The organism is Bacillus sp. FMQ74 (assembly GCF_001875785.1).
GTDB lineage: Bacteria > Bacillota > Bacilli > Bacillales > Bacillaceae > Bacillus > Bacillus stercoris.
Genome location: NZ_MOEO01000002.1, coordinates 180132 through 203396, shown reverse-complemented (window position 1 = coordinate 203396; position 23265 = coordinate 180132). Strand labels below are relative to the sequence as shown.

Below are 23265 nucleotides of genomic sequence, written 5' to 3'. Positions count from 1 at the left end.
AAGCATGATCTCTTCAATGAGATCATGCTTTTTTATTTTATTTTTTCGCTTCAGCTACTGCCTTTTTCACAAACTCATCAAGAGAAATCGTTTCAGAGTTCTGTTCTCCGTATTTACGCACGTTTACCGCGCCGTTTTCTGCTTCTTGGTCACCGACCACCAGCATGTACGGGATTTTTTGCATTTGCGCTTCACGAATTTTGTAGCCGATTTTTTCATCGCGGCTGTCGACTTCAACACGCAGGCCTTCACGCTGCAGGCGTTCCTGCACTTTTTTCGCGTAGTCTAAATGCACAGCCGGGGAAACCGGGATAACTTGGAACTGAACCGGTGCAAGCCATGTCGGCAGCGCGCCTTTGTGTTCTTCGATTAAGAAGGCGACAAAGCGTTCCATTGTTGAGACGACGCCTCTGTGAATGACAACCGGACGGTGCTGCTTGCCATCTTCACCGATGTATGTCAGATCGAAACGTTCCGGTAATAAGAAATCAAGCTGGACCGTAGATAGTGTTTCTTCTTTGCCGATCGCAGTTTTCACTTGAACATCAAGTTTAGGGCCGTAGAATGCCGCTTCACCTTCTGCTTCGTAATAGTCATGGCCGATTTCGTCCATTGCCTCTTTCAGCATGGATTGCGCTTTGTTCCACATTTCATCGTCATCAAAATATTTCTCTGTATCTTCCGGATCACGGTAAGACAGACGGAATGTGTAATCACTTAAACCGAAATCTTCATATACATCCTGGATTAAACGGACTGTACGGATAAACTCATCCTTAATTTGATCCGGGCGCACAAAGATATGTGCATCATTTAGTGTCATTCCGCGTACGCGTTGAAGCCCTGACAGCGCACCTGACATTTCATAGCGGTGCATCGTTCCCAGCTCCGCAATCCGAATCGGAAGCTCGCGGTAGCTGTGAATGTCTTGTTTGTAAATCATCATATGGTGCGGGCAGTTCATCGGACGCAATACAAGTGTTTCATTGTCCATTTCCATCGGAGGGAACATGCCTTCCTGATAATGATCCCAGTGTCCTGATGTTTCATACAGCTCTTTGCTGCCTAACACAGGTGTGTATACGTGCTCATAGCCAAGGCTGATTTCTTTATCGACAATGTAGCGCTCGATGACGCGGCGGATTGTCGCGCCTTTTGGCAGCCAAAGCGGCAGGCCTTGTCCGACTTTTTGAGAGTTCGCGAACAGCTTTAATTCTTTGCCGAGCTTTCTGTGGTCGCGTTCTTTCGCTTCTTCTAGCATACGAAGATGCTCTTCTAGATCAGCTTTTTTGAAGAAAGCTGTACCATACACGCGCTGAAGCATTTGGTTTTTGCTGTCACCGCGCCAGTATGCGCCTGCAAGGCTTAACAGCTTAAACTCTTTGATTTTTCCGGTTGAAGGAACATGGACGCCGCGGCACAGGTCAAAGAATTCGCCTTGCTCATAGATCGAAACGGTTTCTCCTTCGGGAATCGCATCCAATAGTTCAAGCTTCAGGTCGTCACCGATTTCCGCAAAACGGGCTTTCGCTTCTTCACGGCTGACTTCTTTTCGAACGATCGGAAGGTTCGCATTGACGATTTTTTTCATTTCTTTCTCGATTTTCGGCAGATCCTCCGGTGTAATCGCTTCGTCCATTTCTACATCGTAGTAAAAACCGTTTTCGATAACCGGACCGACGCCGAATTTAACATCCTTGTAGATGCGTTTAATCGCTTGAGCCAGCAAGTGAGCCGTACTGTGGCGCATAATTTGAAGACCTTCTTCTGAGCCTTCTGTAATGATTTCCACTGTACCGTCTTCATTGATCGGCGTTCTCAAATCGATTTCTTTTCCGTTCAGCTTTCCGGCTAATGATTTTTTCTTTAATCCCGGGCTGATGGATGCCGCGATATCTTCTGTTGTTGTTCCTTTCGCAAACTCCTTGACTGCTCCATCAGGAAATGTGATCTTTACCATATCTGACATCTTTGTCACTCCTTTTTTTGCATATAAAAAACCCCGCCCCCCTATGAAAGGGACGAGGTTGAATAAACGGAATCGTGGTTCCACCCTTTTTTCCGCAAAGCCAATAGACGGCACCTGCGGCTCTAAGCTCTGTAACGGGAGTTCCCGTCAGCCATTACTGTTCCTTTTCAAGGGGTTCACAGCTGAAGTTCAAAGGCGGTAAAGCGAATGGTCCTTAGCTGGGAAGCTTGCAGCCAGGGCTTCCCTCTCTTTGAGCCGGTATCATTCCTTCGTGTCCTTATCAATACGTGTGTCTTTCTTAATCTCCTATGTATTATAAATTGTTCAATCCAAAAAATCAACACGATCACGTTTCCTTTTTTTTAACCGACAGCCTTATATATACAGGCTGCCGGCCCTTATCCTTCCGAGTGCTTCACCGTTATTTCTGCATCTGAAAAAGCGTGCAGCGGAAGCATTTCCACTCTTTCTTGAAACACGTTTTGAATGGTCCTTGCCATCATGTGCTCGGGCTGGTCGGTATAAAGCACGACTTCATCAGGCGCAATTGAAATCAGCGGCGCAAGCAAATGAGAATCAATATACATAGGATGATCCCGGACAAACCGCCTGTCTATGTATTTCATTTTTTCCCGTTCCGGCACATAGCGCAGCTCCCATAATGTAAAGGAACCATCATGGACAATATGCACTTTTTTGATACGCGGCTGTTTGGCGTTTACATAGTCTCTGAGTGTTTGAATAAAGTTTTGATATTCCTGTTCCATCTTATATTCATCAATCGCTGCTTCTGTAATATCTCTCAGCTGCTTATAGTATGATCCAAGTCGGAAGGTCTGAAAGGAGCGAATGTAAAATACGCCTTCCTCTAAACAGATCGTTTGGAGTTCATCCAAAATAGATTGTTTCCGTGAAAGCTTCAGCGGCTCAAACGGAAGATCGTCTGCTTCACCTTCAATAATACTGTGTGCGAGCTGAAGAATTTGCTGCTGTTCATCCTGGTCAGTGAAACAATATGTTTCCTCAATCAATGACAGCATATGCTCGTCTTCTTTGCATTCCAAAAAAAATTTGACCAGAATCGGCTCCATAAAACGCTGAATAGAGAAAGCCGGCTTCGCTTTTTTAATCCCGATTTTTCGTATGCCTTCACGGACAATGATATTGTTCCGATCGTCCGAATGCTGAATGAGATGTAAAAAAGCGGCTGCATCATGGTCATCTTCAAAGATTATTTCAAGCATGTTTGTCCCCCCTTACGGCATCTGTTACAAGTATATGGGGGATGTTTTTAAAATAGACGTAAAGGTCACTGGCAAATCTTAATTTGATTCCTGGAACAAGTTTTGCATTTTCTTTCTGAAGATTAATGGCAGCGAAATAAACACGATATACAGAGTGAAAACAAGAAAGAAAGCTGGCAGATTGCCAGTCAAAAAGCTCGCTCCCAGAACATTAAGCGCAATGGTCCCAGGGATGATTCCCACAGCCGTCGCCGCAAAATACGGCATCGCTTTGACATTGGAAAGACCTGCAGCATAGCTCACGAAATCAAAATTGATCGGCAGGATTCTTAAAAGGAAGATATAGAAAAATCCGTTATCCTCCATTTGCTTCTGGATGGCTTCAAGCTTTTCATAATAGCCGTTCTTTTTTGCCGCAAACAAACCGGCCGCAAAATACGAAACAGCTGAAGCACACATTGAACCGACTAACGTATAAAACGTGCCGAGAAGCGGACCAAACGCAAGTCCGCCCGCTATTGAAATAACAGACACCGGAAATAAAACGAGCGGCCTGACGATGGATATCCCGATAAACATCAGCGGAGCAAAAACACCGAACGACAATACCCATACCCTGATCTCTTTCGGCGATACATTCAAATATCTTTTATTTCCCCAAAAGATTAAACCTGCACCTGCCAGCACTGCCAGCCATTTAAAAGCGGTTTTTCGTTTCATACCCTCAGTTCCTTCCCCTTTGAACCGCAGCAGTTACGGATGGCGGCGGTTTTCTCCGTCAAGGCGGATCGGAGCAGCCAAATATAATATCCGCTCCATTAATCTTGCCGCTTTTACTTCTTCCTTTTCTCCCCTTTGCGAATACGTAAAATGATGCTTCAGCTCGTCAGGTGAGAAATTTGAAGAAAAGAAAGTAGGCAGCTGCTGGGACATTCTGTGCTGAAGCACTGTTCCGATAACTTCATCCCTTACCCAGCTTGTCATTGATTCAGCTCCAATGTCATCCAGCATCAATACGGGTGTGGTCTTTACCATATTGAGCTTCTCTTCTAATGTTTGGTCTTGCAGCGAATTTTTAAGCTCTCTCACAAATTCGGGCACATAGACAATCATGGATGAATACTCTTTTTCAGCCAGCTCATTGGCAATCGCAGCGAGCATAAACGTTTTTCCTACCCCGAATTTCCCGTATAAATATAATCCTTTCCCTTTTCCCGTCTCATTATAGCTTTTCAGGAAATCTGTAACATGCTGGAACATCGCAAGCCTGCTCGGGTCACTGATATCGACCTGCTGGAACGTCGCTCCGAGAAGATCCTGCTGGATATACATGCTTTTCATAAGAGACTTTTGTTTCTTCTGCTGGTCGAGCTTCCGTTTGACTGGGCATTCATAATACTCGATATCAATAGACCGCCCATTGACAACAAGCTTCGGATGGTAGCCCTCCAACAAATTGTTGCAGTTTTCATCTTCCGAACAATAGGAGCAATTCTTGCTTTGTTCGATATATTCATAAAGCTTATTTAAGCTCTTTTCGATCATTTTTTGGTCAATTACTTCTTCATTTTCCTTCAAAAATGCTTGAACATCTTGATCTTTCATGACCTTTTCCTTCATTTGTTCAAGACGTTTTTGGAAATCCGGCCTGCCGGTTACGCCCTGCAGGGAACGGCCGATTGGTTCCATCTATTCCTTCACCCCGCATCTCTGTCTTTAATAGGCAGAGTATTTTTTCAGTTTTTGCATTTCTTCCATCATCTTTTTCTTCTGTTCTTCCAAATCCTGCGGATGCAGCTTCTGCTGTCCGGATTCTGAATCGGACGCTGTTTCCTTTTCTGTCATCCAATCAGGAAGCTTTTCTTCACGAATCACTTTTTGGTTTCGTTTCGAAGACTTTGTTTTTCCTTCAGCCCATTCAAGGTATTGGCGGTTCTCTTCTATCGCGAGCTTCATCGCTTCCCTGACCGTTTTTACCTTTTTTCGTGCCCAATGCGACGCGATTTTTTGAATATAGTTTTTTGACAGCTTCATGTCGGTTTTCAGCATGACATAATAAATTAACACATTTGTGACGCCTGGCTCGAGCTTCTGTTCGAACATAATTTCTTCTATGATTTTCAGATCAGCTTTTGACGGCTCTGTTCCGTCAGCAATGTCCTGCAGAAGCTTCTTCGGAGAAATCGCCTCCAGCAAAGCGATCAGCTTCCCGTCCAGGGAATCCTCTTCTGCCGGTTTTTCGCCTTCACGCAGATGCACCGGCTGTGTTTTTTCCACCAAATCGGGCAGCTGTCCGTTTCTTTCGATTTGATACCAGTCGCTGGCCGCTTTTCTTAATGCCTCCGTCGTAATGACATCACGCTCATCAATTGCGCTCATCACGACATTTTGCATCTGCAAAGGGTCAATTCCGTACAGATAAGAAAGCTTTTTGATTGTGTCCCGCACCTGCTGGGTCATCGATTTTCTCGGAATCATCGTCTCAGAAAGTCCCGCTAAAAACAAATCAAAATCAAACACATCTTCCGTTATGGTGTAGGACGGAGCCTGTCCGACAGAAGTATACTCGGTCCCCTCGGCAAGTCTTACCGTTTCCTCCATATCAGATGTGAGCTTCCATTCACTCGGCTGCAGCGATTCAAACGCGTGATTAAACGGCCGCGTAATGTCCTTCGCATCTTCTGAAATAGCCGGGTGCGTAAAAAATTGTTTTAATTGCTGATATTTCGTTTTTCCGACCCTATTGTACAGAAAAACATTCAGCATTCCGTCTTCAAAAAATTCATTTGGCCTGAGCGGCGGAAGGAGTTCATATATAAAGAGGCGCTCCTGCCGCTCGGATTCTTTCATATATACTTTCAGCAATCCGATGCCCTCGAGCTTCCCCTGTTCCTGATGGATCGTTTTTAAGTTGGACTGTGTCATCCCCATCAGCTGTCTATGTGTGGACTCTCCGCCCCACAGACGGTTTTGTTCAAGCTCTCCCCACAATGTCATATAAAGAGAGAATGCAACAGGGCCGATTAAGGGCTGGTACAGTTGTGTAATAATTTGTCTGTCAATATCCTGCAGCATCGATCTGCTTTTAACCACATACGGGTCTACAGGCAGTACATCTTTCCAATAGTCAGCCATACATTCTCAAACCTTCCGAATTTGTTTCTACCTTTCATTTTACACCGTTTCTTATATCTATCAAATGCCAATTTTGCACATGAGAAAAGAGCTAGAAGAATCCTCTTAGCTCTTTTAACGCTCTTTCTTTATTAAGTCTTTTAATTCGTCGATAAAGACGTTTATATCTTTAAACTGCCGATAGACGGATGCGAACCGCACATATGCGACTTCGTCAATCTTAGCCAGCCGGTCCATGACCATTTCTCCGACGAGCTCGCTCTTCACCTCAGAGCAGCCTTGATTGCGAAGTTCTTTTTCAATATCAAAGCACATGTCTTCAAGCGTTTTGAGTGATACAGGCCTTTTTTCGCATGCTTTTATGAGGCCGCGCAGCATTTTTTCTCTGCTGAACTCCTCACGCACACCTTCTTTTTTCACAACGATGAGCGGGGTTTCCTCCACTTTCTCAAAGGTCGTAAACCGGTAGTGGCAGGATTCACACTCGCGTCTTCGGCGAATCGATTTTCCGTCATCCACAGGCCGTGAATCAAGGACTCGCGTTCCGTTATGCTGGCATGAAGGACATTTCAATAAAATCAGCTCCCAACTATATCGTTCCCTGCAATGTATTTTCGGCAGCCTCCGCCTTTTAAAAATAGATGTGACAGCATCTGTCGGGAGAGCCGTTGTTAAATTTGTTTCTATATGAGGTGGTTTGTGAAAATCTCCTTCTTATTTTACAAAAAAAATGAAAAAAGAAAAAGCTGACACTCTCGTTTCTTTATAAAAATAAAAGGAGCATAAGCTAAAAAGCGCATAATGGCTTTCTAGCTTCAGCTCCCTTTGTGTTCGCATTTACTTTATAGTACTTTCGCTTGCGCCTGTTTAATTTGCACAGGCCCCATTCCTCTCGGTATTTCAATGTTTTCTCTTGTATCAGCATGTAATGCCTCTGCGATGTAATCAGCAGCAACATTAGGATCTAAGTCTCCACAAGTATAAACATCAATGCTCGCATATCCGTGCTCAGGAAAACTGTGAATCGTTAAGTGTGATTCAGAAATAATCACAACTCCGCTTACGCCTTGCGGTGCAAATTTGTGAAATGCAACCTCGCGCACCTCAGCACCTGATTTTAGAGCAGCATTTACAAACGTTTTTTCAATAAAATCCATGTCATTCAGCTTATCAAAATCGCATCCCCATAGCTCGGAGATAACGTGACGCCCCATTGTTTCCATAGTCATGGACCCCCCTTAACAAGAATTAAAAAGTGAAATTCCAACAACTGGGTCGGCCATTTACCACGGGGGAAAGTTAGTCCGGAGAGGTCCTAACCCTTTAAGTAATTCCGAAACAGTCTCAAGCAAGAAGTTCACGAAAAATAGTATACTGTGTTTAAGTCTAATTTGCAAGGTGCGTTTTTTTAGAAATATGCTGTTAAGGGTTTTTTCTTTAAATTGTGTCCATGACCTTATTTTATACAGCAGACGGATGTTTCATTCGTGCCGCTACATGGCGAATCAAATCAACAACTCTGCAGGAGTAGCCCCATTCGTTGTCATACCACGCCAGCACCTTTACTTTTCTGTCTTCCATTACCATTGTTGTAAGCCCGTCAATGACCGCCGAATGCGGATTTGTATTATAATCAGTCGATACAAGCGGTTCATCTGAATAATCAAGTACACCGTACATCGACGTTTTGGCAGCGCGTTTAAATGCCTCGTTTACGTCTTCAGCCGTAACATCCGTTTTCAGATCAACTACGAGATCAACCAATGAGACGTTCGGAACAGGGACACGTAAGGCGAGGCCGTGAAGCTTTCCTTTCAGATGCGGCAGCACAAGCGAAAGCGCCTTTGCCGCTCCTGTTGTCGTCGGAATGATGGATTCACCGCAAGCCCGCGCCCGGCGCAAATCTTTGTGCGGGTTATCAATATTTTTTTGGTCATTCGTATACGCATGAACTGTAGTCATCAGCCCGCTCTCAATGCCAAACTCTTCATCCAGCACTTTCACAACAGGCGCAAGGCAGTTTGTCGTGCATGACGCATTTGAAATAATCACATGGCGCTCAGCGTCGAATTGGTCTTCATTTACCCCCATCACAATGGTAACGTCTTCATTTTTTCCCGGAGCAGTCAAAATGACTTTTTTTGCACCCGCTTCTATATGGCCCATCGCTTTATCTTTTGAATTAAACTTCCCTGTGGCTTCGACGACTATGTCAATATCATATTCCCGCCAAGGCAGCTGTTTTGGATCACGGCTGTTTAACAAAAGCACTTTCTTTCCATTTACGATCAGGCTGTCTTCACCAGCCACAACCTCTTTGTCGTATCTGCCGTGAATTGTGTCATACTTTATTAAATGAGCCAGCGTTTCTGCGGAATAGCTGGCGTTAATGGCCACTATTTGAATTTGATCGTCTAACATCGCTTTTCTAAAAACCATTCTTCCGATTCTTCCAAACCCGTTGATCGCTACTTTTACCTTCATGTTGGACACCCCTTATCAATTATGCCATCCTAATTTGTTGCTATCTAAAATTAGTATAACACATTAAAACGAATTCGCCAGTACATATTGATAAAAATCAACGATTATAACGCTAATTTATGATACATCATATGTTTTCTTGCACAGAATATCAGGCCGAAGAACCAAAAAAGCAGCCAGCGCTCTGCACTGACTGCCCTCATGCTTTTATGATTCCAGTTTCAACTTATCATTGAGCACACTTTCTTCTAACACAGAAAATGTATCCCCGTACACCCTGTTAATATGATTCGCTCCCCAAGCACACAGCATATCTAAAATCCCTTCTAAGCTGCGCCCGTATTCGCTGAGCTCGTATTCCACTTTGGGAGGAACCTGATTATAAACGATCCGGTTAATGACACCGTCCGCTTCCAGCTCACGCAGCTGCTGGGTCAGCATCTTTTGCGTGATGTTGGGCATCAGGCGCTTTAATTCACTCGTGCGTTTTTTTCCGTGCATCAGATGGCATAAAATAACGCATTTCCACTTCCCGCCAATCACTTCAAGAGTCGCTTCAACAGAAATGTTATATTTTTTCTTCTCCATACATTCCATTCTCCTTACAGGCACCAAAAAGTGACTATAGCACTTAAAAGTACGTACTTTTCTTTCCTAACGATATGTTTCATAATCACATTTGCCGGCTGATTTGAATCTGCTCTTTTTTATTTATATAGCTTACTCAGCAGAATTTCAATCATACAACACACATACAAAGGAGGAACATCATGACTTCAGCCAATAAAAGCAGTATTCCTGCACTCCTGGCTTTGGCCGTAAGTGCATTCGCGATAGGGACAACCGAATTTATCAGTGTCGGCCTTTTGCCGCTCATTGCTGATGACCTGCATATTCCAGTCACAACAGCGGGATTGACCGTTTCCCTTTATGCGCTCGGCGTTACATTTGGAGCACCTATTTTAACTTCATTGACCTCAAGCATGTCTCGTAAGACACTATTGCTTTGGATCATGTTTATTTTTATTGCCGGTAATACGATGGCGGCAACCGCTTCAAGCATCGGGATTTTATTAGCAGCACGTGTTATATCGGCATTTTCGCACGGTGTGTTTATGTCAATCGGCTCGACAATCGCAGCGGATATTGTCCCGGAAAATAAAAGGGCCAGCGCGATTTCGATTATGTTTACCGGCCTCACTGTGGCAACTGTAACCGGAGTTCCTTTCGGCACGTTTATCGGCCAGCAGTTCGGCTGGCGTTTTGCCTTTATGGTCATTATCGCCGTCGGAGTCATTGCTTTCATTACAAATGGCATTCTTGTACCGTCCAAACTACGAAAAGGGACAAAAACAACGATGCGGGATCAATTGAAACTTGTGACAAACGGCCGGTTATTGCTTTTATTTGTCATTACAGCTCTTGGGTACGGAGGAACATTTGTTGTATTCACATATCTGTCTCCCCTGCTTCAGGAAGTAACAGGCTTCAAAGCCGGAACTGTTGCAGTGATTCTGCTCGGATATGGAATCGCTATCGCTATCGGAAATATGATTGGCGGAAAGCTGTCTAACCGAAATCCGATTGCCGCTTTATTCTATATGTTTATCGTACAGGCAATCGTTCTATTTGTACTGACATTTACGGCCTCATATCAAGCAGCAGGCCTCATCACCATTCTTTGTATGGGATTGCTGGCCTTTATGAACGTGCCCGGCCTTCAGGTGTATGTCGTCATGCTGGCTGAGCGTTTTGTCCCGAGTGCAGTTGACGTCGCATCCGCGATGAATATCGCTGCCTTTAATGCAGGGATCGCGCTTGGCTCATACCTTGGTGGTGTGATCACCGATTCAATCGGATTAATTCATACCGCTTGGATAGGCGGATTAATGGTGGCCGGAGCAGTCATTTTAACAGGCTGGAGCCGCTTGATGGAAAAACGGGATCGGCAGGAAGCCTGACAATTTTAAAGGAGGGAATAAACATGACAACACATTTACAAGCAACAGCAACACTTCATAATGGGGTGAAGATGCCTTGGTTCGGCCTCGGCGTCTTCCAAGTGGAGGAAGGATCTGAACTGGTAAACGCAGTTAAAACCGCCATTGCCCACGGGTACCGCAGTATTGACACTGCAGCTATTTATGGAAATGAAGCTGGAGTCGGAGAAGGAATTCGGCAGGGCATTGAAGAGGCTGGCATCACAAGAGAGGATCTGTTTATTACATCAAAAGTATGGAATGCAGATTTAGGCTACGAGGCAACACTCGCCGCATTTGAGACAAGCCTGTCAAAACTCGGTCTGGATTATTTAGATCTATACCTCATCCACTGGCCTGTAGAAGGAAAGTATAAAGATGCTTGGAGAGCGCTTGAAACGTTGTATAAAGAAGGCCGTATCAAAGCAATTGGCGTAAGCAACTTCCAAATTCACCATCTTGAAGATCTGATGACGGCAGCTGAAATTAAGCCTATGATTAACCAAGTGGAATTTCATCCGCGCCTCACACAAAAAGAATTGATTAGATACTGCCAAAATCAGGGCATCCAGATGGAGGCTTGGTCACCTTTAATGCAGGGGCAGCTTCTGGATCATCCTGTATTGGCTGACATCGCTCAAACATATAACAAATCTGTCGCGCAAATTATTTTGCGCTGGGATCTGCAGCATGGCATCATCACGATTCCAAAATCAACGAAAGAACACCGTATTAAAGAAAATGCAAGTATCTTTGACTTTGAATTAACACAGGATGACATGAACCGAATCGATGCCCTGAATGAAAACTTGCGCGTCGGCCCTGATCCGGACAACTTTGATTTTTAATGGCAAAAAACACCGTTCAATATGAACGGTGTTTTTTGTATTATGCCCAGCTGTTGATGATTTCATCAAGCTGCCTTTTGGTCTCTTCGAGCGTGCCGCTGTTATCGATGACTTGATCTGCTCTTGCTGTTTTTTCCTCTAAGGGCATTTGAGAGCGGATACGGCTGACTGCTTCTTCTTCCGTCAGCTGATTGCGCTTCATCAGACGTTCCAGTTGGAGCTCTTTTGTCACACTGACCACAATAATTTTATCAACCAATGATTCCAATTTGCTTTCGAACAAAAGTGGGATATCCAATACAGCAAATGCCTCCCGATTTGCAATGGCCTCATCACGGCGCTTAAGCATTTCCTGCCTGACTGCGGGATGAACAATTGCATTTAAGGCGAGACGCTTTTGTTCATTTGTAAATACCAGCGCCCCAAGCTTTTTTCGATCTATATCGCCATTTGAGAGCAGTATGTCTTCACCGAATTCGTCAATGATTTGCCGGTAGGCCGGCATCCCTTTTTCTACCGCTTGTTTTGCAATGATATCTGCATCTATAACTGTTATTCCTTTTCCAATCAGCATATTGGCTACCGTGCTTTTGCCGCTAGCTATTCCTCCCGTTAAACCAATGACTAAGGTCAAGAGATCCACTCCTTTTTACAATTTCCAGAGCCCAATCGTGATCAGCAGAAGCCCTGGCAAAAACGCCATTTTATCGATCCATTTCCACTTAGAGAGAAAATGGCCGGCATTGATCCCAATTGATACAAACAGCGAGCTCATGATGGCCACGGCGATGCTCATCACAATCGGTGAAAAACCGAGAATGGCTGCGCCTATACCTGCTCCAAAAGCATCAATCGATAAGGCAAATCCCAATAAGACCGCCTCAATTCCGTTGATCACACCCGATTTGTCGATATCCGCACTCATCGGTTTTCTCAAAATATGAATCACAATCCCTAATGACCGAACCTCTAAATTAAGCAGCGTTTTTTCATGCAATAGGTATTCCTTGTCTTTCGCCGGTTTGAAAAATTGATACAGAACCCACGCACCAATTCCAACCAATATCAAACCGCCAAGCTTCTCCGTCACATATACAGGAAAAAACTTTGTGAGAAAGCTTCCGATCAGCATGGATATAAACATGACAGCACCGGAACAGCAGGCGATAACCAAAATCGCTTTAAACGGTATTTTCATTTTTCTCAATCCGTACGTAAATCCGACTGAAAAACTGTCCAAGCTGACAGCCAACGCCAGCAGCAGTATAGAAACCATTTGCATATCCGTTTCTTCCTTTCTGTTGGTGCTCTTGTATCAGATGTGAAATGCCCGGGATTCATCACAATCATATATATGGGGAAGTGAAAAATCCGTGTTTCAAAAATGGCATCCTCTATTACAGAGTTACTGATATATGCACCGACAGCTTGGACGATGAAGCTTTATGCTGCTATTTTTTCTGGCATTTTGCGCAAAAATGCGTGCCTCTTCCTCCGACGACAATTTTCGAAATCATCGTTCCGCAATTTTTGCATGGCTTGTCTTTTTTTCCGTACACAAAATGCTGCAGCTGGAACATTCCGATTTCCCCTTGGGAGTTGATATACGAGCGGACTGTGCTGCCGCCCGCATCAATCGCTTCCTGCAGGGTATTTTTGATTTCAGCGTGAAGGGTTTTGATTGTTTTATCTGATAATTGATTTGCTTTTGTCTCGGGATGGACACCCGCTCTGAAAAGAGCCTCGTCCACATAAATGTTCCCTAGTCCAACGACCGTTTTTTGATCCAGCAGGGCAGTTTTGACAGCGCGGTTTGTTTTGGCAAGCCGTTCTTTTAAATACGCACTCGTAAATTCTTCTGCATCCGGCTCCGGACCTAACTGAGAAAGCGGGAGCTCGCCCGCCTCTTCTCCCGGTTTAAATAAGTGCATGGTTCCAAACTTCCGAACATCTCTGTAACGGAGCTGGGTTCCATCCGTCATCGTAAATATGACATGCACGTGTTTATCGTCAGGCTCCTCCGCTTGATGAAGCCCGTATTTCCCTTCCATTCGCAGGTGGGAAACCATGACATAATGATCTAAATGAAACAGCAAAAACTTTCCCCTTCTTCCGATGGATTGTATCGTTTCTCCTGCTAGATTTCGCGCAAATTCCTCCGGTTCGGCAGGCCGTTTGATGATATTCGGCCATCTGATCTCTACCGATTTGATTGTTTTTCCCTTTACAAGCCCGGTCAGAGTGCGCCGGACCGTCTCAACCTCTGGTAATTCCGGCACATCCATCACTTCCTATCTCTGTTTATTTCGCATCGTACCAAGATGGGCCTGATGCAAAGTCCACCTTTAACGGCACATCTAATGCAAGCGCATGCTCCATTACTTCAGGAACAAGCTTTTCAAGAATTCCAATTTCTTCCTGAGGCGCTTCAAAAATCAATTCATCGTGTACTTGAAGCAGCAGCCTTGCTTTCAGCTGTTTTTCTTTCAGCTTGGCAGCCATGTCAATCATAGCTTTTTTGATGATATCAGCGGCGCTTCCTTGAATCGGTGTATTCATGGCCGTCCGCTCCGCAAAACTGCGAATATTAAAGTTTCGGCTCGTCAGCTCAGGAATGTAGCGGCGTCGATGCATAAGTGTTGTTACGTACCCTTTTTGCTTCGCGTCCTGAACTGAATCTTCCATGTACGCTTTTACGCCTTGGAAGCTTTCCAGATAGCGGTCGATAAAAGCACCGGCTTCCTTCCTGGTAATGCCGAGGTTCTGTGACAGACCGTAATCGCTGATGCCGTAAACAATGCCAAAGTTGACCGCTTTCGCCTGGCGCCTCATCGCAGATGTCACTTCATCCTCAGCAACATGGAACACATCCATTGCCGTTTTCGTATGAATATCCATATCGTTTGTAAAAGCTTCGATAAGATTTTCATCCTTTGAAATATGGGCAAGCACCCGCAGCTCGATTTGTGAATAATCGGCTGCAAAAATGAGCCAGTCTTTTTCAGACGGTACAAAAGCTTGGCGAATTTTTCGTCCTTCCTCAAGCCTGATCGGAATGTTTTGCAGATTCGGATCAGTCGAGCTGAGACGGCCAGTTTGCGTTAGGGCCTGATTAAAGCGCGTGTGCACTTTATGCGAATCAGGTCTCGTCACCTTTAAAAGCCCTTCGATATATGTTGATTGAAGCTTGCCAATTTGTCTGTACTGCAAAATATAGTCGACAATATCATGCTTGTCAGCCAGCTTTTCAAGCACATCGGCAGACGTAGAATAGCCTGTTTTCGTTTTCTTTACGACAGGAAGGCCGATCTTTTCAAATAAGATGACGCCTAGCTGTTTCGGAGAATTGATGTTAAACGGCTCTCCCGCAATCTCATGGATTTTTTCTTCATATTCCTTCAGCTTCGCACCCAGTTCTTCACCCATCCGTTTTAAACGGTCAACATCGACCTTAACGCCAGTTGATTCCATTTCGCCGAGAATAAGCGCAAGAGGCATTTCCAGCTCTTCAAACAGTTCAAGCTGGTCATTGTTTTCCAACTCCTGAACGAGCTTTTCCCGAAGGCTTTGAATCGCTAACGCTTTTCGGACAAGGTGCTCAGAAAGTACGTCTTCTGACGGCACTGCCCGTTTTGCTCCTTTGCCGTAAACGGATTCATCGCTCGAAACGATATGCAGGCCATAATCCTTTGCCACACTCGCAACGTCGTCATATGAATTGCCCGGATTTATGATATAGGCCGCAAGGAGCGTATCAAACTCGGCACCCTTTAGCTCAATGCCCTGCCAGCGCAAGGCAACAACAGCCCGCTTGCTGTCGAAGACCCATTTCTTCTGCTCGTCATTTTCCATCCATTCTTTAAACACCTCAGACTCAACGGCAATGTCTTTCGGAATGAAATAAGCTCCCGTTTCATTTACGATCGAAAATCCGAGAATCGGCTCTTCATGATAATTATCGGCAATCTGTTCAACGACAAGTGCGGATGGAGAACCCAATATGCCGCTGGTTACGTCTGTAACGATTTCGACATTAATGTCTTCTAACGACTGATCCTGCTCCGCTTCTGCACTGTCTTCCCCAAGCCGTTCAAGAAGCGTGTTGAAGCCAAGATCTTTAAAGATGGCAATGACCTGTTCACGATTAAAGCCTTGATATTCCAGGCCGGAAACAGATACCTCAATCGGAGCGTCCGTCATAATCGTCGCAAGCTCCTTGCTCATCAATGCCTGATCTTTAAATTCCTCAAGCTTTTCCTTCAATTTCTTTCCACTCACTTCGTCAATGGACTCCAGCAGCTTTTCAACGGAATCAAATTGTTTTAAAAGCTTAATCGCAGTCTTTTCTCCGACGCCGGGCACACCCGGGATATTATCTGAGGAATCGCCCATCAGACCCTTCATGTCAATGATTTGTTCAGGCGTAAGCCCGTATTTCTCTTTGACATGCTCCGGTGTGTAAAATTCAACATCGGTAATTCCCTTTCTCGTAATGGCAACTGTCGTTTTATCCGTTGCCAGCTGGGTTAAATCCTTATCTCCTGAGAAAACCTTTACTTCAAATCCGTCTTTTTCAGCCGATTTGGCCAGTGTACCGATAATATCATCCGCTTCATATTGGTCCAGTTCATAGCGGCTGATCTGGTAGGCATCAAGCAGCTCGCGGATAAACGGCATTTGTTCGGAAAGCTCAGGCGGGGTTTTCTGTCTGCCGCCTTTATATTCTTTAAATGTGCCGTGACGAAATGTTGTTTTCCCGGCATCGAACGCAACCAGCATATGCGTCGGTTTTTCATCCTCAAGCATTTTCATTAAAATCATCGCAAAGCCGTATACGGCATTTGTATGAACACCTTTGTCATTGCTTAACAGCGGCAATGCAAAAAACGCCCGGTAAGCCAGACTGTTTCCGTCTACAAGCACTAATTTTTTTCGTTCCGTCATTCAATTTCCTCCTAAGAAGCCTCAGCTTCCATTCATCTCTTACATAGTCATTAGCTCCTCTTATTTTAACAAAGTTCAATTTGAAAGGAAAATACGTGAACTATAAGAGAAGACACAAAAAAGGACGGGAACACAAATTGGTTCCCGCCGTCAAAATTGGCTCCTTGGATGAAGGGGTTCTACTACATCCTACCAGCATAGGTTTAACAGTGCATGAAGATATTGTTAAACCTTTGTAAACATTATTCAGCGGCCCGTTTCAGCGTCACGGTAAAGACAGTTCCACGCCCCGGCTCGCTTGTGACATCAATTTTCCCTTCATGAGCTTCTATTAAATGCTTGACAATCGCAAGGCCCAGCCCGGTTCCGCCCGAATTCCTGCTTCTGTCTTTATCTACCCGGTAAAAGCGTTCAAAGATGCGCGGAATTTCTTCTTTCTGAATTCCGATTCCGGAATCAGCGACCTCAATCTGAATGTCTTTTTCTCTGGGCTTTACATTGATAGCCACGGAACCTCCCTCAGGCGTGTAGGTTAACGCATTGTTTACGAGATTAAGAAATACCTGTTTCAGCCTGTACGGGTCACCTGATACATATTGAGGGTCTTTCGGGACATTCAGTTGTAAGGAAATGCCTTTCTCATCCGCCTTATGCTTCAGAAGCGTTTCAATCTCACCAAGCATTTTGGCTGGCTCAAACGTTTCGATACTGAGCGTGAAATTTTGCTGCTCGATTTTTGAGAGATCGAGCAAATCCTGAACCAAAGACTGAAGTCTTTCGCTTTCCTTAAGAATAATAGAGAGAAATTCAGAAAGCGCCTCTTTGTCCTCCATCGCCCCGTCCAATAACGTCTCCGTAAACCCTTTTATGGACGTAATCGGCGTTTTCAGCTCATGAGAAACATTGGCCACAAAATCCTTCCTCATCTGCTCTAATTTCTTCGTTTCCGTCATGTCATGGAAAACGAGCACAATTCCCTTCCATTCATCGTCCGGCCCCATAATCGGAACGCCGTCCACTTCAAAATAACGCCGTTCTATTTTGATCGGAAGTCTTAACAGCTTGCATTTCTTTGTCTCCGTCATAAAAATATCTTCGACTAGCTGGATCACTTCTTCATGTTCAAATGCATCGTGATAAAGACGGCGCAGCATCTGATTCGGATTGATATGAAACTGCTTGGCATAAGACCTGTTTACAAGATTAATAAAGCCTCTTCCGTCGATCATAATCAGTCCGGAGCCAATGTTTTCAATGACTGTCAGCAGCCGATCCCGCTGCATCTCCTGCGTTCGGGTCATTTCCATCAGATCAATGGCAAGGCTGTTCATCGCACGGCCAAGCTTATCAGAGCGCCTGATATAGCCGCCGTACGTCCGTGCATCATAGTTCCCCTTGGAAAGTTCTGTGGCTACATTTGTCGCTGCTTCTATTGACCTTTTATAACGTGAGGTCATGCTGGAATAAAAATAAACAATGACGATAAATGCAGTACAAAGACTGGCCGTCAGCATCCCCCACAATTCGCCTTTCAAGCCGTCGCTTTTTTCAGAGGCGGAAAGCAGCACATATCCTGTTTTTTCACCTTCGCTTCTAAGTGAAAGTCCGTAATAAAGCTTGTTATCTGCTGTTGAAAGAATCCCCTCATGGCCAGAAACAAGCGCCTGCACCTTTTGGGAATCTGCCGCTCTCCCGTTTGACCCATACAGCACCTTGCCGTCTGTATCGATAACGGATGCCCTCACATCAAGCGCATCGCCTGCATCTTTAATGATTTTCTCGTTTGTTTGATCATTTAGATTGCCGGCATCAAGTAGCGAAGCCATGTATTTTGCTTCTTTTTCAATGTGTTCCTCTGCTTTCCTTTGACCAGATGTTTCAAAGAGCTGCTGTAAAAACAGCCCGAGGACACAAAACACCAGAATCAAACAGACAACGAATACAGAAAAAAGGCGCACACGGTTTTTATTCATTCATTTTTGGCTCCTCCAGTTTATACCCCAATCCCCTAATCGTTTTAATATAGATCGGTTTTTTAGTGTTATGTTCAATTTTGTCGCGAAGATGGCTGATATGCACATCAACTATTCTCGTATCTCCGGCAAAATCATAATTCCAGACTGCGCTCAGCAGCAGATCTCTTGTTAGAACTCTGCCTTTATGTCTGCCTAAATAAAGCAGCAGTTCGAATTCTTTCGGTGTCAGTTCAAGCTGATTTTCTTTAAAGTACGCTTCATAATGATCAGGCAGGATTTTAAGATCGCCAATTACGATCTGGCCTTCCATGTCATCGTTCTTCATTTCACTAGAGGGCGCAGCCATTTCCGAACGCCTTAAAATCGCTTTGACTCTCGCATTTACTTCCCTTGGACTGAACGGCTTGGTCATATAATCGTCAGCACCAAGCTCAAGCCCTAATACTTTGTCGAATTCCTCATCCTTCGCTGTCAGCATTAAAATGGGAAACATCAGTTTTTGCTGTCTCAGCTGCTTACATACTTCGATTCCGTCCAATTTTGGAAGCATCACATCAAGCACAATCAAATCAGGTTTCTCTGTTTCCGCTTTTTTGAGTGCTTCTTCCCCATCCGAGGCGGTAATAACATCATAGCCTGATCGTTCCAAATTGTACTGTAAAAGAGTAACAATAGATTCTTCATCATCCACAACTAAAATTTTCTTGTTCATGCTGTGCCTCCAGTATTATAATTCCCCGACATCCTATTTCTCTATTTTATGTCATCTTAACATGTTTCATGATTTTATTTTACCGAAAGCAGGACATTCCGACAATTCGCCTTTTACACCATTTTTAAAAGAAATAAAAATGAGAATGATAACGCTTTCATACATAGTAAAAAGAGAAAGGCTGTATCAAGCAAGCCTTTCTCTCTTTTTATTAGGATAATACTTTCATGACATTTTTGACAGATTCAACTGATTTATTCAGCTGCGCTCTTTCATAGTCTGTCAGTTCAAGTTCAATGATTTGTTCAAGTCCGTTGCCGCCTACAATTGTAGGAACGCCAAGGTAGATGCCTTCATAGCCGTATTCTCCTTCAAGATAAGCAATTGTAGGAAGGACGCGGCGCTGATCTTTCAGGATCGCTTCGACCATTTCTGTCAGAGAAGCCGCAGGCGCATAATACGCGCTTCCGTTTCCAAGAAGATTCACGATTTCGCCTCCGCCTTTTCTAGTGCGCTCCACAATTGCGTCAATCCGTTCTTTCGGAATGAGAGTTTCAAGCGGGATACCGCCGGCATAAGAATAACGCACAAGCGGCACCATATCGTCACCGTGTCCGCCGAGTACGAAACCAGTCACATCTTTCACTGACAGGTTTAATTCCTCTGCCACAAATGTTCTGAATCTCGCCGTATCAAGCACACCGGACTGGCCGATTACACGCTCTTTAGGGAAGCCTGATTCTTTGTACACCGCGTATGTCATTGCATCAACAGGATTTGTCAGCACCACAATAATAGAATCAGGAGAATATTTCACGATTTCCCGCGTAACGCTTCTCATAATCTTTTCGTTTGTAGAGACAAGATCATCCCTGCTCATACCAGGTTTTCTTGCGATACCGGCGGTAATGACAACAATGTCAGAGCCAGCTGTATCCTCGTAATTGGATGTTCCCGTAATTTTTGCGTCAAAGCCTTGAACCGGGCTTGCTTCAAGCATATCAAGCGCTTTTCCCTTTGTCGGGTTCTCCAATTGCGGAATGTCAACAAGAACAACGTCTGCCAGCTCTTTTTGAGCGATTAAAAATGCAGTTGTAGCTCCGGTAAAACCTGCTCCGATAACAGAAACTTTTTTACGAGTATTTCCCATGTCTCTCTTCTCCTTTATGGCTAGTTTTAGGCTTTTTCCTTGCTTAGTCCATGTTTTTGATCAGTTCTTCTCCGAACTCTGAACATTTCACTTCAGTCGCGCCATCCATTAATCTGGCAAAATCGTAAGTTACGACTTTAGAAGCGATTGTTTTTTCCATAGATTTGATAACCAAATCAGCCGCTTCGTTCCATCCTAAATGCTCAAGAAGCAGAACGCCTGAAAGAATAACTGAAGATGGATTTACTTTATCAAGGCCTGCATATTTAGGAGCTGTTCCGTGCGTCGCCTCAAAAATCGCATGTCCTGTTTCATAGTTGATGTTCGCTCCAGGAGCAATGCCGATTCCGCCTACTTGCGCAGCAAGGGCATCAGAAATGTAATCTCCGTTTAAGTTCATTGTCGCAACGACATCAAACTCGTTTGGACGCGTTAAGATCTGCTGAAGGAAAATGTCAGCAATGCTGTCTTTGATAATGATTTTTCCTGCTGCTTCCGCTTCGCTTTGCGCTTTGTTGGCAGCGTCTTTTCCTTGTTCTTCAGCAATGCGGTCATATTGAGCCCATGTGAAGACTTTATCTCCGTACTCTTTTTCAGCAAGTTCATAGCCCCAGTTTTTGAAGGCGCCTTCAGTGAACTTCATGATGTTTCCTTTATGAACAAGCGTTACGGATTTGCGGCCATGCTCGATTGCATAATCAATGGCAGCTCTGACTAAACGGCTTGTTCCTTCCTCAGAAACAGGCTTAATGCCGATACCTGATGTCTCAGGGAAACGGATTTTGTTGACGTTTAACTCATTTTGAAGGAAGCTGATAAGCTTTTGTACTTCTTCTGAGCCTTTTGCATACTCGATGCCTGCGTAAATATCTTCTGTATTTTCACGGAAGATGACCATATCAGTATCTTCAGGGCGTTTTACCGGTGACGGCACTCCAGTAAAGTATCTTACAGGTCTTAAGCAGACGAATAGGTCAAGCTCTTGTCTAAGCGCTACGTTCAAAGAACGGATACCGCCGCCGACAGGTGTCGTTAACGGGCCTTTAATCGCGATGAAATATTCGCGGATCACATCTAATGTTTCAGCAGGGAGCCACTCACCTGTTTTATTATAAGCCTTTTCTCCGGCATAAACTTCTTTCCATGTAATTTTCTTTTCACCTTTGTATGCTTTTTCTACTGCTGCTTCCAAAACCTTCGAAGCCGCGTTCCAAATATCAGGACCGGTTCCGTCTCCTTCGATAAACGGGATAATCGGGTTGTTTGGTACGTTTAATACTCCGTTAGAGACTGTAATTTTTTCACCTTGTGCCACAATAAAAACCTCCCAGTATGTAATTCATATTTAGAAAACATTTTATTTTTCTTATATAGAAAACAAAATGATTTTTCTCAACATTCAATTTAAAGTGTAACTCAAATTTGATGTTCTGAACAAGAGGCTAACCTCATTGACGCAAGCCAGCCTCCAATGGTTCTTTAGGCTCTTTCTTCAATCGGAACGAATTTTTGTTTGTCAGGGCCTGTGTAATCTGCCCGCGGGCGGATCAGACGGTTGTTGTCATACTGCTCAAGAATATGAGCGAGCCACCCGGACATTCTGCTTACAGCAAAAATCGGTGTAAACAAATCATGGTCAATGCCGAGACTGTGATATACAGAAGCCGAATAGAAATCAACGTTAGGCGGAAGCTTTTTCTCTGATGTGACGATGTCTTCTATACGAATCGACATCTCATACCATTTGCTTTCGCCCGTCAGGTTGGTCAGGCGCTTGCTCATTTCTTTGAGATGCTTCGCGCGCGGATCACCATGCTTATACACACGGTGGCCGAATCCCATGATTTTTTCTTTCTTTTCAAGTTTAGCGCGGATGTACGGCTCAGCGTTTTCCACTTCACCGATTTCTGTCAGCATTTTCATAACGCCTTCATTCGCCCCGCCGTGCAGAGGCCCTTTAAGCGCACCGATTGCTGCAGTAATGCCTGAATAGATATCAGAAAGTGTCGCGACGCAGACCCTCGCTGTGAACGTTGACGCGTTCAGCTCGTGGTCAGCATGTAAAATCAATGCTTTGTTGAAGGCTTCAACCTCAATTGGTGAAGGCTCTTCACCGTTTAATGTGTAAAGAAAATTCTCCGCAATACCGTAATCTTCTCTCGGTTCTACAGGCTCAAGACCCTTGCGAATTCTGGAAAACGCTGCAACCAGGCCAGGCACCTTTGCCTGAAGGCGGATCGCCTTTCTGTAGTTGGCTTCCGGGTTCATGGTATCAGCCTCGCTGTCAAGCAGGCCTAGTAATGAAATTGCTGTCCGAAGAGCAGCCATGGGATGAACATTTTCGAGGGAATAAGATTTGAAGTGCTCAATAATTTCTTGCGGAACGGCAGCTTCCTTTGCAAGCTGCTGCTTTAACTCTTCAAGCTCTTTTTTGTTTGGCAGCCTTAGATGCCAAAGCAAGTAGATGATTTCTTCAAAACTTGCATTCTCTGTCAAATCATCGATATCATACCCCACATATGTAAGGGTATCGTCAATAATAGAACTAACAGATGATGTTGTTGCTACAACCCCTTCAAGACCGCGTGTCGCTGTCATATATAACATCTCCTTTTCAATAAATTTCCCCTTTAAGAGTGTTGTAAAAACATGAGGCTTACTTAAAAAGCACGATGCAAGTATTTCTCTCCCCCAAAAAGAAAATGCTTACATTTTACTGGCTGCTGGTACTAAAACCCTTTGCTTATGAAAGAACATAACAAATTCTTATAAGCTTATTTAAGTTTAAGCCTATTCTTATTATAAACAATAATCAGACATTTGT

General features: G+C 44.3%; 19 protein-coding genes and 1 pseudogene. 2 read left to right on the top strand and 18 right to left on the bottom strand.

Features of this window, described 5'->3' with window-relative positions:
* Positions 1–37 precede the first annotated feature (37 nt).
* The 9 genes from thrS to BLL41_RS05450 form a co-directional block, all read right to left on the bottom strand.
* Positions 38–1969: a threonine--tRNA ligase gene (gene thrS / locus BLL41_RS05490; protein ID WP_014480529.1), complete on the bottom strand. Its 1932-nt coding sequence runs from the start codon at positions 1967–1969 to the stop codon at positions 38–40.
* A gap of 398 nt (positions 1970–2367) precedes the next feature.
* The gene (ytxC, locus tag BLL41_RS05485) at positions 2368–3213 is read right to left on the bottom strand and encodes a putative sporulation protein YtxC (protein WP_071577065.1); all 846 of its coding nucleotides are present in this window, start codon (positions 3211–3213) and stop codon (positions 2368–2370) included.
* A gap of 78 nt (positions 3214–3291) precedes the next feature.
* A complete protein-coding gene (locus BLL41_RS05480) occupies positions 3292–3933 on the bottom strand; it encodes a TVP38/TMEM64 family protein (RefSeq protein ID WP_071577064.1) in 642 nt (213 codons plus the stop codon).
* A gap of 33 nt (positions 3934–3966) precedes the next feature.
* Entirely contained in the window at positions 3967–4902 is a 936-nt protein-coding gene (gene dnaI / locus BLL41_RS05475) for a primosomal protein DnaI (protein ID WP_014480531.1), read from the bottom strand.
* 27 nt (positions 4903–4929) lie between these two features.
* Positions 4930–6348 carry a replicative helicase loading/DNA remodeling protein DnaB gene (gene dnaB / locus BLL41_RS05470; RefSeq protein ID WP_071577063.1) on the bottom strand — a complete coding sequence of 473 codons (1419 nt, stop codon included), beginning with the start codon at positions 6346–6348 and terminating at the stop codon, positions 4930–4932.
* A 114-nt stretch (positions 6349–6462) separates the two neighbouring features.
* Positions 6463–6921 (bottom strand): transcriptional regulator NrdR, encoded by a 459-nt coding sequence (gene nrdR / locus BLL41_RS05465; protein ID WP_003223586.1) that lies wholly within the window; start codon positions 6919–6921, stop codon positions 6463–6465.
* A gap of 269 nt (positions 6922–7190) precedes the next feature.
* Complete coding sequence (gene speD, locus BLL41_RS05460; protein WP_003223584.1) at positions 7191–7571, bottom strand: adenosylmethionine decarboxylase; 381 nt, start codon at positions 7569–7571, stop codon at positions 7191–7193.
* 238 nt (positions 7572–7809) lie between these two features.
* Positions 7810–8832: a glyceraldehyde-3-phosphate dehydrogenase gene (locus tag BLL41_RS05455; RefSeq protein ID WP_040082168.1), complete on the bottom strand. Its 1023-nt coding sequence runs from the start codon at positions 8830–8832 to the stop codon at positions 7810–7812.
* A gap of 207 nt (positions 8833–9039) precedes the next feature.
* A complete protein-coding gene (locus tag BLL41_RS05450) occupies positions 9040–9420 on the bottom strand; it encodes a winged helix-turn-helix transcriptional regulator (protein WP_071577062.1) in 381 nt (126 codons plus the stop codon).
* 182 nt (positions 9421–9602) lie between these two features.
* Between BLL41_RS05450 and BLL41_RS05445 the strand changes: the two genes are divergently transcribed.
* Both BLL41_RS05445 and ytbE read left to right on the top strand, forming a co-directional pair.
* Complete coding sequence (locus tag BLL41_RS05445; RefSeq protein WP_071577061.1) at positions 9603–10793, top strand: MFS transporter; 1191 nt, start codon at positions 9603–9605, stop codon at positions 10791–10793.
* Positions 10794–10816: 23 nt separating this feature from the next.
* Complete coding sequence (gene ytbE / locus BLL41_RS05440) at positions 10817–11659, top strand: aldo/keto reductase YtbE (protein WP_071577060.1); 843 nt, start codon at positions 10817–10819, stop codon at positions 11657–11659.
* Positions 11660–11699: 40 nt separating this feature from the next.
* Here the strand turns inward: ytbE and coaE are convergent, their stop codons facing one another.
* From coaE to citZ, 9 genes and pseudogenes are all read right to left on the bottom strand, one after another.
* On the bottom strand, positions 11700–12293 hold the full coding sequence (gene coaE, locus BLL41_RS05435; protein ID WP_071577059.1) for a dephospho-CoA kinase: 594 nt from the start codon (positions 12291–12293) through the stop codon (positions 11700–11702).
* Between the two features lie 15 nt (positions 12294–12308).
* Positions 12309–12959, bottom strand: a pseudogene (ytaF, locus tag BLL41_RS05430) (sporulation membrane protein YtaF); the annotation flags it as partial.
* 151 nt (positions 12960–13110) lie between these two features.
* Positions 13111–13938, bottom strand: coding sequence for a DNA-formamidopyrimidine glycosylase (gene mutM / locus BLL41_RS05425; RefSeq protein ID WP_083427939.1), 828 nt, complete (start codon positions 13936–13938; stop codon positions 13111–13113).
* A gap of 22 nt (positions 13939–13960) precedes the next feature.
* Complete coding sequence (gene polA / locus BLL41_RS05420; protein WP_071577057.1) at positions 13961–16603, bottom strand: DNA polymerase I; 2643 nt, start codon at positions 16601–16603, stop codon at positions 13961–13963.
* Between the two features lie 242 nt (positions 16604–16845).
* Positions 16846–18576, bottom strand: a complete 1731-nt coding sequence (gene phoR / locus BLL41_RS05415; RefSeq protein ID WP_071577056.1) for a sensory box histidine kinase PhoR — start codon at positions 18574–18576, stop codon at positions 16846–16848.
* Positions 18569–19291 carry a two-component system response regulator PhoP gene (gene phoP, locus BLL41_RS05410; RefSeq protein ID WP_071577055.1) on the bottom strand — a complete coding sequence of 241 codons (723 nt, stop codon included), beginning with the start codon at positions 19289–19291 and terminating at the stop codon, positions 18569–18571. The genes phoR and phoP overlap by 8 nt, the downstream gene beginning before the upstream one ends.
* 211 nt (positions 19292–19502) lie before the next feature.
* Entirely contained in the window at positions 19503–20441 is a 939-nt protein-coding gene (mdh, locus tag BLL41_RS05405; RefSeq protein WP_003237775.1) for a malate dehydrogenase, read from the bottom strand.
* Between the two features lie 43 nt (positions 20442–20484).
* On the bottom strand, positions 20485–21756 hold the full coding sequence (gene icd / locus BLL41_RS05400; RefSeq protein ID WP_003229433.1) for an NADP-dependent isocitrate dehydrogenase: 1272 nt from the start codon (positions 21754–21756) through the stop codon (positions 20485–20487).
* A gap of 164 nt (positions 21757–21920) precedes the next feature.
* Positions 21921–23039 carry a citrate synthase gene (citZ, locus tag BLL41_RS05395; protein ID WP_004398810.1) on the bottom strand — a complete coding sequence of 373 codons (1119 nt, stop codon included), beginning with the start codon at positions 23037–23039 and terminating at the stop codon, positions 21921–21923.
* Between the last annotated feature and the right edge of the window lie 226 nt (positions 23040–23265).

Coding starts and splice junctions, on each gene's coding strand:
- BLL41_RS05450 (WP_071577062.1), bottom strand. CDS start 9,420: ATGGAGAAGAAAAAATATAACATTTCTGTTGAAGCGACTCTTGAAGTG.
- polA (WP_071577057.1), bottom strand. CDS start 16,603: ATGACGGAACGAAAAAAATTAGTGCTTGTAGACGGAAACAGTCTGGCT.
- thrS (WP_014480529.1), bottom strand. CDS start 1,969: ATGTCAGATATGGTAAAGATCACATTTCCTGATGGAGCAGTCAAGGAG.
- dnaI (WP_014480531.1), bottom strand. CDS start 4,902: ATGGAACCAATCGGCCGTTCCCTGCAGGGCGTAACCGGCAGGCCGGAT.
- ytbE (WP_071577060.1), top strand. CDS start 10,817: ATGACAACACATTTACAAGCAACAGCAACACTTCATAATGGGGTGAAG.
- BLL41_RS05445 (WP_071577061.1), top strand. CDS start 9,603: ATGACTTCAGCCAATAAAAGCAGTATTCCTGCACTCCTGGCTTTGGCC.
- mdh (WP_003237775.1), bottom strand. CDS start 20,441: ATGGGAAATACTCGTAAAAAAGTTTCTGTTATCGGAGCAGGTTTTACC.
- speD (WP_003223584.1), bottom strand. CDS start 7,571: ATGGAAACAATGGGGCGTCACGTTATCTCCGAGCTATGGGGATGCGAT.
- citZ (WP_004398810.1), bottom strand. CDS start 23,039: ATGACAGCGACACGCGGTCTTGAAGGGGTTGTAGCAACAACATCATCT.
- phoR (WP_071577056.1), bottom strand. CDS start 18,576: ATGAATAAAAACCGTGTGCGCCTTTTTTCTGTATTCGTTGTCTGTTTG.
- dnaB (WP_071577063.1), bottom strand. CDS start 6,348: ATGGCTGACTATTGGAAAGATGTACTGCCTGTAGACCCGTATGTGGTT.
- ytxC (WP_071577065.1), bottom strand. CDS start 3,213: ATGCTTGAAATAATCTTTGAAGATGACCATGATGCAGCCGCTTTTTTA.
- BLL41_RS05480 (WP_071577064.1), bottom strand. CDS start 3,933: ATGAAACGAAAAACCGCTTTTAAATGGCTGGCAGTGCTGGCAGGTGCA.
- BLL41_RS05455 (WP_040082168.1), bottom strand. CDS start 8,832: ATGAAGGTAAAAGTAGCGATCAACGGGTTTGGAAGAATCGGAAGAATG.
- phoP (WP_071577055.1), bottom strand. CDS start 19,291: ATGAACAAGAAAATTTTAGTTGTGGATGATGAAGAATCTATTGTTACT.